The sequence below is a fragment of the Rhodococcus sp. EPR-147 genome (assembly GCF_001647185.1).
Classification (GTDB): Bacteria; Actinomycetota; Actinomycetes; order Mycobacteriales; family Mycobacteriaceae; genus Rhodococcoides.
In genome coordinates this window covers 1-7,968 of the sequence record NZ_LVCU01000153.1, presented here as the reverse complement: position 1 = coordinate 7,968, position 7,968 = coordinate 1, and the positions used below count along the sequence as shown (strand labels likewise).

The following is a 7,968-nucleotide window of genomic DNA, read 5'->3' as shown; positions in this document are numbered from 1 at the left end:
GCCGTCTTCGGTGCTGACGTTGAGGCAGCCGTGCGATTCGTTGGAGTAGCCCTGCTGCGATTCCGACCACGGGGCGGCGTGCACGAAGATGCCGCTGTAGGAGATGCGCGTCGCGTACTCGACGTACGTGCGGTAGCCCTCCTCGGAGTCGATCGGGACGCCGTACGTGGACGAGTCCATGTACATGTCGCGGAACCGCTCGCCGACGATGTAGGTGCCGTTGGGGGTTTCGTGTCCGACCTTGCCCATCGAGGTGGGCATGGTGCGGACGACCTCGCCGTTGCGGGTGACGGTGATCTGCTTGGTGTTGTCGTCGGCCGTGGTGATGATGGAGTCGCCGGTGGAGAATTCGGCTTTCGCTCCGCCGGCCTCGACGGTCACCTGGGTGTGCGCCGGGTAGAACTCGTTGGGCAGCCAGCGGACCTGGGTGTCGTTGATCCAGTAGAAGTGGCCGTCGACGGACGGGTTCGTCGTGACGCGAATCGCTCGCAGGGCGGCGTCACGATCACCGATTGCCTCGTCGAAGCGGATGGCGATGGGCTGCGCGACTCCGACGACCTCGCCGCCGGAGGGGCTGATGCTCGGATCGGCGAAGTTCGCGGGCGCGAGCTGCGGGACGATCTGCTGCTGGGGAGCGGGCGCAGCCGGATCCGAGGACCCCGGCATTCCGGGGATGGAGACCTCCGGGCCGCCCGGCCACAACGGCGCGGCCTGTGCCGAACCGAATGCGGCGGACGCAGCAAGGGCTGTACCTGCAACGATCGCGCCGATACGGGCGAATCTGCGTGTGCGAACCGGTGATGCCATGTAACCCGACCATCCTTCGTGCTGCGTCGCGATGCCCACCGACAGAGCTGTGCGTGAGCAAAGCCCATTAACACATACCGCCCCGACATTTGCTAATCGGATATCTCCGAAACGGACGAAAAAAACCGCGAGTACGAGTATCTTCCCGCAACCGGTCCCGAGCACTGTCTCTGCAGGCCAGGACGCATGTGTCGGCAGCCGGGGAACGGGTATGTGCGAGGGAAGCACATCCCGTCCAGACACCGGCGGTTTCCGAAACGGACTCTTCTTCGTCCGGTGTCCGAGAAGGGTGGACCGTGATCTCCGATGCTTTCCCCCGTACCCCAGTCAGTCACATCGTCGTCGTCGTACCCGCGCACAACGAGCAGGATCTGCTCGACGCCTGTCTGACGGCCCTGTCCCGGGCTGAGCGTCGCGCCGTCGCAGTGGCGGCGGTGACCGTCTCGACGGTCGTCGTACTCGATGCGTGCACCGACGACTCGGCGCACATCGCCGCACGTCACCCGTCGGTGTCGGCGATCGAGGTGGCGCATCGCAACGTCGGAGCAGCCCGGGCCGCCGGATTCGCGAGCAGCCCGCGAGACGGCAGTCGGCTCGACGCCACCTGGCTCGTCACCACCGATGCGGACACCCGGGTGGGTGAGGACTGGCTGCTCGGCCATCTTCGGCATGCCGCCGAGGGCGCTCGGGCAGTAGCCGGGACGGTGGCGGTCGATTTCGAGGGCCACGTCGAGGAGAACCTCGGGTTGCGATCGTCGTACGACGCGCACTACCGGCACGAAATCGGCCACCCACACGTGCACGGCGCCAACCTCGGCGTCCGAGCGACCGAGTACTTCGCGGTCGGAGGATTCGCACCTTTGACCACCGGCGAGGACCACGATCTGGTCCGACGCCTCGAGCTCGGCGGCATCGAGTGCCGTCGAGTGTGCGACATCCCTGTCACGACGTCGGGTCGCCTCAGCGGCAGAGCGCCCGACGGCATGGCCGGATTCCTACGTTCCCTGGAGGCCACCGCATGAGCGAGACCGATTTTCTCGAATCCACCGACCGCGCAGACATCGACACCGGTCTGCGCAACGCGTTCTTGGCGTTCGAGGCGGACGGTCGTCTCGACCTCGCGCTGCCCGGCTCGGGATACACCGATCTGCGCTGGCAGTCGCTCGCCGCCCTGAGCCGTCACAACACGGTGCTGGGCCGGTGGTCCGAAGCGCACACCGACGCGATCGCGATCCTGCACGAACTCGACGGCCCGACGCCACAGCGCGGTCAGATCTGGGGAGTGTGGGCTGCGGAACCGCCTGCTCCGATTCTCGAGGCGGTACTGGAGGACTCGGGCTGGGTTCTCACCGGAACGAAGCCGTGGTGCTCGGGTGCGTCACTGTGTACGAACGCTCTGGTCACTGCGCGCGTCGAGGGAAGTCCTCGGCTGTTCGCCGTCGATCTGACGCATCCGGGCGCAACCCCGGTACCCGACACGTGGCATGCAGTGGGGATGAGCGAAAGCGATTCCGGCTCGGTTGCATTCGACAGCGTCCCGGCCGTTGCGGTCGGCGGACCGACCGATTACCTCACCCGTCCGGGCTTCTGGCACGGTGCCATCGGGGTGTCGGCAGCCTGGTTCGGTAGCGCGTGCGCGGTGGCGGACACGCTGCACGCCGCCGTTCGCACCAGGCCGGACCCGCACCGTGCCGCACATCTCGGTGCCATCGCAGCGGCACTCGGTGCGGCGTCGAGCGCACTGACCACCGCGGCCGCCGAAGTGGACGCCGATCCGTTCGACCGTTCCGGTCGAGCCCGGACCCGAGCCCGCATCGTGCGGGCGGTGGTCGAGGACGCGGCGACTCAGTGCATCGACCGCGTCGGCCGCGCTCTCGGTGCCGGCCCGCTGTGCAGCGATGCCGAGCACGCGCGGCGCGTCGCAGATCTCACCGTCTATCTGAGGCAGAGCCATGCCGAACGCGATCTCGAAGCCCTCGGGCAGGACATCGCCGAGGAGGACAACCCATGGTAGAGAACGCATTCGACGCCGAAGTCGATGTCGGCACCGCCGAATCGGATTGGATGTCGGCCGACTGGTCCATCCCCGGTCTGCAGTGGAAGGACGTCGTCACGATGGTCGTCGTCGCCCCGCACCCGGACGACGAGGTGCTCGGCGTCGGTGGCCTGCTGTCGTTGGCGGCCGCGGCAGGGGTCGACGTGAGGGTGGTCGCGGTGACCGACGGTGACGGCTCGCACCCCGGTTCCCCGACTGTGACGGCGGAGGATCTGCGGGCACGACGCCCCGTCGAATCCGAACGCGCGTTGGCGGAGTTGGGAATCGACCACTCTCCGACGCGGTTGCAGATCGCCGACGGTGCCGTCGAGCAGCACGAGGGTGCCGTGGCCGATGCATTGATGCCGTTGCTCGACGCCACCCCGGGCACCTGGTGCCTGACGCCCTGGCGCGGAGACGGTCATCCCGACCACGAAGCGACCGCGCGGGCCTGTCTCACTGCGGCGAATGCCGTCGGGATACCGGTGGTCGAGTACCCGATCTGGATGTGGCACTGGGCAACTCCGAACCATCCTGCAGTTCCGTGGACACGATGCCGCCGTGTCGATCTCCCGGCGCATACCCTCGACGCCAAGCGCGCGTCGATCGAGCAGTTCCATTCTCAGATCCGGCCCCTGTCCGATCACCCCGCGGATCGAGCGGTGTTGCCCCCGCACATATTGGCCCGCTACCGGCGACCGTTCGAGGTGGTGTTCGCATGAGCATGGATTCTCGGACGAGCCCCGGTTCTCCGACCAGCCTGAGTGCCGACTACTTCCGCAATGTCTATGCGGCCAAGGACGATCCGTTCATGCTCGACAGCAAATGGTACGAGCGACGCAAGTACGCATTGACCATGGCCTCATTGCCGAAGCCGCACTATCGGCGAGCACTCGAACCCGGCTGCTCCATCGGCGTGCTCACCGAACAGTTGGCGACCCGGTGCGATCACGTGGTGTCGACCGATGTGGTGGACAGTGCCCTCGATTCGGCCCGCACGCGTGTAGGTGAGACTGCCGCAGTCGAATTCGCGTTGTGGTCGTTGTCCGACCATTGGTCGGCATTGCCGACACCCGAGGAGACGTTCGATCTGATCGTCGTCAGCGAGGTCGGCTACTACCTCGACGCCGCGGATCTCGCATCGGCGATGACGCGCGCCGTCGACCACCTGGAAGCAGGGGGCACTCTGGTGGCAGCGCATTGGCGTCACGACGTGGACGACTATCCGATCTCGGGTGATCGCGTGCACGAGATCATCGCCGCAACAACCGGTTTGGCGCTACTGAGTCGCTATCTGGACGAGGACGTTCGGATCGAGGTCTTCGTCGCCTCGGACGGTCCGGCGGTGTCGGTCGCGAGCACCGACGGCCTCGATGTGCGCTGACTGCGCTCGACCTCCAGGAGACGGGGCTCAGTCGGTCGATTTCGCGGCGTCGATGACCAGCTGTTCGGCGAGATCGGCGAGTTTGACGTTGGTGTCCTGAGACAGCTTGGCCAGCAAGGCGAATGCCGCCTGCGAGTTCAGGTTGTAGCGCTCCATCAACATGCCCTTGGCCTGACCGATCAGGTCTCGACTGGTCAACGCGGCCCGAATCTGCTGCTCCTCGCGTGCGGTGGAGAACGCGATGGCCGCGTGCGCAGCGAACAGCGAACCGATCGACTCGGCCTCGGCACTGAAGGCGTCGGTACGAGTGGAATGCAGGTTCAGTGCGCCGAAGTTGACTCCCTCGACGTAGAGCTGGAAGCAGATCATGCTCTTGACCCCGAGCGCAGACGCCGCGTCGGCGAACAGCGGCCAGCGGGTGTCGCTGTCCATGTCGTCGATCCTGATGGTGGTCTGTTCGATCGCCGATTCGAGGCACGGTCCCTCGCCCAGCTGCTCCTGAATCTTGTCGCAGTGGCCGGCGGGCTCCCCACACAGCGCGGCGCTGTGTACGAACTTGCCCTGCAGCACGGTGGTGATGGACGCGAATTCTGCGGACGGCACGGTGGCCACCGCGGACTCGGTGATGACGGCCAGAACTCGATCCGGATCCGAATGCTGACGCCGCAGCTTCTCGGCCACCTCGGCCATCCGTCGACTCAGCTCGAAATCGTTGACCCGCGAGCGCGTGCCCGTCGAATCCACTGTCTGCTCGCTGATGGTCGTCACCTCGTCCTGCTGTTGCACGAGCCCTGCTACTGCGCAGGGGCGCATCCCGGCATCGGCGGTGTGCCGACAACACAGGATACGCCCCTGATGGCAAAGCTCAACGACCGTTAGCGGGGCATCAGAGTGTGCTGGGTGCGATCAGCGAGTGCACGAACCCGATTTTCTTCACGACGGTCGGCGGCAGCACGAACGGGTAGAGGTCCTGGTGTCCCATCGATCGGTTGATCTGGTTCAGCGCCCACGACAGCGGCAACCACCAGTCGACGATCTGATCGAAGCCGACGTCACCTGGCAACGGGCTCTCCAGCGTCGAACCGGCCGGGGCCATACCGAACGCTGCGGCCGTGTCCAGGGTGTCGCGGATGTGCAGGTAGTGCGCGAACGTCTCGGCCCAGTCCTCGGCAGGGTGCATGGTGGCGTAGGACGAGACGTAGTTGTCCTCCCAGCCCTCGGGCGCACCTTCGCTGTAGTGGCGGTCGAGGGCGTCCTGGTAGCTCGAATCCGGATCCCCGAACAGCTCCTCGAAGGCCGCGCGATGCTCACCGTCTCCGACCAGCACCATCTGGTAGTAGTGGCCGATCTCGTGCCGGAAGTGCCCGACGAGCGTGCGATACGGCTCGGACATCGCGACGCGCAACTGTTCGCGGTGCACGTCGTCTCCCTCGGCGAGGTCGAGGGTGATCAAGCCGTTGTCGTGGCCGGTCATGACCTGTTGTTCTGCGCTGGAGAGCAGATCGAACACCAGGCCGGTCGCGGTGTCCTCGTCCCGGCCCACGATGGGCAGCCCCAGTTCGGTCAGTTCGAGCACGACGCGACGCTTGTTGGTCTCGGCGTCGGCGTACGCGGCCATCGCGTCGACGTCGTCGTCGGCGGGGCGAGTGCGGGTGAGCCGGCAGGACACGCAGAGATCGTCGGTGTCGGCCGTGTCGACGAGCCAGTTGCAGCGCGCAGTGTTGAGGTTGGCGCACATCTTCCACGTGGCCCCGTCCACCTCTGCCTCGGCGACACCGTCGTCGGCCTTGTCCGGGAGCACCAGCAGGGCTCTGCTCGGCAGATGGAAGCCGAGTGCGCTCGAGCAGCTCAGACACAGTGAGTTCTCGAACGACAGCTTCTGTCCGCATTTGCGGCAGATGAAATCACGCATGGATGTTCCTTCGTGGCAGGGGTTGAGTCGGACTCGTATTCCCGTTTATGTGCGGACTAATGCCGTTTGTCGAATATGTCGTGCACATCTCTCGCCGTGCGGCGGATTCGACGGCGCAATAACGTTACTCTGCGGTCTCCCACCTGCGTGGAACCAAAGCGCCGACCGCCGCGTTGGTACAGACTGCTTCACAACACTCTCCGAGAGGACGCGGGCCGGAAGATGGCAGATCAGATCACGCCGACGAGTCGGCCGATGGCGCGTTTCGTCGAACGGATCTCGCGAGCTCGCGGCGAGAGGAACAGCGAGACCTTGGCGGCGGGCTTTCTGCTCGCGGCGACACTGATCGCGCTGATCTGGGCCAATTCACCCTTCGGCGAGACCTATCAGTCGTTCTGGCACACGGAGCTTTCGATCACCATCGGCGAGCACGGCATTTCCCTCGACCTGGCCCACTGGGTGAACGACGGGCTCATGGCGCTGTTCTTCTTCGTCGTCGGCCTCGAAGTCAAACGCGAGTTCGCGATGGGCGAGCTCACCGACCGATCCCGTGCCGCTATTCCGATCGTCGCTGCCGTTGCCGGCCTGGCCGCGCCTGCGTTGCTGTTCCTCGCCTTCAATCCGTCCGGGCCCGCTGCCCAGGCCTGGGGCGTCGTCATCTCCACCGATACTGCGTTCCTGCTCGGGGCGCTCGCCGTGCTCGGACCGAAGAAGGCTGCGCGGCTGCGCATCTTCCTGCTCACGCTCGCTGTCGCGGACGACGTGGGCGCGCTGGCGATCATCGCGTTCTTCTACACCGACAACCTCGACGTGGTGCCGCTGGCGCTGGCGTTCGTCGGGCTCGGACTGATCTTCCTGCTGCGCCGGCTCGAGGTGTGGCGCGGAGTCGGCTACTTCGTCGTCGCACTGTTCACGTGGGTCGCGATGTACGAGTCCGGAGTGCACCCCACACTTGCCGGAGTGATGATCGCGCTGATCCTCCCGGTCTACCCGCCGCGACGCACCGAGGTCGAACGCGCGTCGGATCTGACGCGCGCGTTCCGTCAGTCACCCAATCCCGAATACGCCCGCGCGGCCCGCCTCGGACTCGATCGCGCGGTGTCGGTCAACGAACGTCTCATGCGGCTCTATCAGCCGTACACGGCGTTCATCATCGTGCCGATCTTCGCGCTCGCCAATGCCGGCGTGGTGCTGAGCTCCGAGACGCTGAAAGCTGCATCGACCTCGACGCTGACGTGGGGCATCATCGCCGGCCTCGTCCTCGGCAAGCTCGTCGGAATCACCGCTGCCTCGGCCGTTTTTGCGAAACTGCGGCCGTCGTCCCTGGCTCCGGGACTGACGCTCTCGCACATCGCCGGTGGTGCGGCGATGTCCGGCATCGGGTTCACGATCTCCCTGTTCATCATCGACCTCGCCCTCGACGACGAACTGCTGGCCGACGAGGCACGCGTGGGCGTGTTGGCCGCCTCGGTCATCGCGGCGGTGTTGGGCTGGCTCCTGTTCCGCATCGACGAGAAGATTCATCCGCCGAAAGCCGAAGCATCCCTGCGCATTCTGCGCCCGGTGAACGTCAAGCGCGATCACATCCGCGGTCCGGTGGACGCACCACTGACCATCGTGGAGTACGCGGATTTCGAATGCCCGTTCTGCAGCAAGGCAACCGGCAGCGTCGCCGAGGTACGCAAACACTTCGGCGACAACCTGCGTTACGTCTACCGGCACCTGCCGCTCGACGACTATCACCCGCACGCCCGCTACGCCGCGTACGCCAGCGAGGCCGCCGCAGCGCAGGGGAAGTTCTGGGAGATGGCCGATATGTTGTTCCGCAAC

Annotated in this window: 8 protein-coding genes; 5 read left to right on the top strand and 3 right to left on the bottom strand. The window is 65.9% G+C overall.

Annotated features, from left to right (window positions below):
• Nucleotides 1-807 (bottom strand): L,D-transpeptidase (locus A2J02_RS07550; protein ID WP_068048777.1); only part of this gene is annotated, 807 nt, incomplete at its 3' end.
• Nucleotides 808-1,103: 296 nt separating this feature from the next.
• On the opposite strand from A2J02_RS07550, the gene A2J02_RS07545 reads away from it, so the two are divergent.
• The 4 genes from A2J02_RS07545 to A2J02_RS07530 are packed head-to-tail and all read left to right on the top strand — an operon-like array spanning nt 1,104 to nt 4,226.
• The gene (locus A2J02_RS07545) at nt 1,104-1,829 is read left to right on the top strand and encodes a glycosyltransferase (RefSeq protein ID WP_068048774.1); all 726 of its coding nucleotides are present in this window, start codon (nt 1,104-1,106) and stop codon (nt 1,827-1,829) included.
• Nucleotides 1,826-2,821 (top strand): acyl-CoA dehydrogenase family protein, encoded by a 996-nt coding sequence (locus A2J02_RS07540; RefSeq protein ID WP_068048771.1) that lies wholly within the window; start codon nt 1,826-1,828, stop codon nt 2,819-2,821. The genes A2J02_RS07545 and A2J02_RS07540 overlap by 4 nt, the downstream gene beginning before the upstream one ends.
• Entirely contained in the window at nt 2,815-3,564 is a 750-nt protein-coding gene (locus A2J02_RS07535) for a PIG-L deacetylase family protein (protein WP_068048768.1), read from the top strand. Before A2J02_RS07540 ends, A2J02_RS07535 begins: the two co-directional genes overlap by 7 nt.
• A complete protein-coding gene (locus A2J02_RS07530; protein WP_231893761.1) occupies nt 3,561-4,226 on the top strand; it encodes a class I SAM-dependent DNA methyltransferase in 666 nt (221 codons plus the stop codon). The genes A2J02_RS07535 and A2J02_RS07530 overlap by 4 nt, the downstream gene beginning before the upstream one ends.
• 27 nt (nt 4,227-4,253) lie before the next feature.
• On the opposite strand, the gene A2J02_RS07525 is transcribed toward A2J02_RS07530, so the two are convergent.
• A complete protein-coding gene (locus A2J02_RS07525; protein ID WP_156516137.1) occupies nt 4,254-4,994 on the bottom strand; it encodes a GAF and ANTAR domain-containing protein in 741 nt (246 codons plus the stop codon).
• 118 nt (nt 4,995-5,112) lie between these two features.
• Nucleotides 5,113-6,138, bottom strand: a complete 1,026-nt coding sequence (locus tag A2J02_RS07520) for a zinc-binding metallopeptidase family protein (RefSeq protein ID WP_068048762.1) — start codon at nt 6,136-6,138, stop codon at nt 5,113-5,115.
• Between the two features lie 222 nt (nt 6,139-6,360).
• On the opposite strand from A2J02_RS07520, the gene nhaA reads away from it, so the two are divergent.
• Nucleotides 6,361-7,968: Na+/H+ antiporter NhaA (gene nhaA / locus A2J02_RS07515; protein ID WP_068048758.1), on the top strand; the 1,608-nt coding region annotated here is incomplete at its 3' end.

What these genes read in the sequence shown, in the direction of transcription:
- A2J02_RS07535 (WP_068048768.1), top strand. Translation starts at nt 2,815, where the DNA reads ATGGTAGAGAACGCATTCGACGCCGAAGTCGATGTCGGCACCGCCGAA.
- A2J02_RS07520 (WP_068048762.1), bottom strand. Translation starts at nt 6,138, where the DNA reads ATGCGTGATTTCATCTGCCGCAAATGCGGACAGAAGCTGTCGTTCGAG.
- A2J02_RS07530 (WP_231893761.1), top strand. Translation starts at nt 3,561, where the DNA reads ATGAGCATGGATTCTCGGACGAGCCCCGGTTCTCCGACCAGCCTGAGT.
- A2J02_RS07540 (WP_068048771.1), top strand. Translation starts at nt 1,826, where the DNA reads ATGAGCGAGACCGATTTTCTCGAATCCACCGACCGCGCAGACATCGAC.